The sequence below is a fragment of the Pseudomonas guariconensis genome (genome assembly GCF_024127895.1).
GTDB lineage: Bacteria > Pseudomonadota > Gammaproteobacteria > Pseudomonadales > Pseudomonadaceae > Aquipseudomonas > Aquipseudomonas guariconensis_B.
The window spans coordinates 1-616 of the sequence record NZ_JAMYBK010000074.1; the positions used below are offsets into that span (position 1 = coordinate 1).

Consider the following 616-nt stretch of genomic DNA (forward strand, 5'->3'; position numbering starts at 1 on the left):
GTTACCGGCCACCGTACCGCCTTCGGTGACACTGGCGAAGTCGCTGTGAGCCGTCGGTACGTCATCGACGATGGTGATGACGATGGTGTTGGTGGTCGTGTTGCCCAACGAATCCTTGACCTGGTAGGTGAAGGATTCGGTGACGGTATTCGGACCGTCGTTGCCAGGGTTCGGCGACTGCGGCGCCGAGGTCAGCGTATAGGTGTAGGTGCCGTCGCTGTTCAGCTGAATCTGGCCGTATTGGCCAACGGCATTACCCACCAGACTGAACGTCAGCGCACCCACGCCGCCACTGACCGAGCCAGCCAGGGACCCGGAAGCGGTTTCATCCGTCGAATTCGGATCGCTACCCTCGACAGTACCGGCCGCCAGGTCATTGCCGTCCTTGAGCAGATCAAGTGATTTCTCATGGACGGTCACTTCGCTGTCCGGCCCAGCGATCAGCGAGCAGTCATCAATCCTGATGGTGATGGTCGTAGTGCTCTCGTCACCGTCCGCATCGCGGATGGTGTAGACGAAGGTGTCGGTGGCACCAGCCGGGGCCACGCTGTTGGGGTTGGCGTGGTAGACCGCGTTGCCCTGGGCATCCAGGGTCAGGTAACCATACTGGCCCATC

General features: G+C 61.0%; 1 protein-coding gene. It reads right to left on the reverse strand.

The window, feature by feature from the left end; translation table 11 throughout:
- On the reverse strand, nt 1-616 hold a 616-nt coding region (locus NJF35_RS24600; RefSeq protein ID WP_253091623.1), incomplete at both ends, for a VCBS domain-containing protein.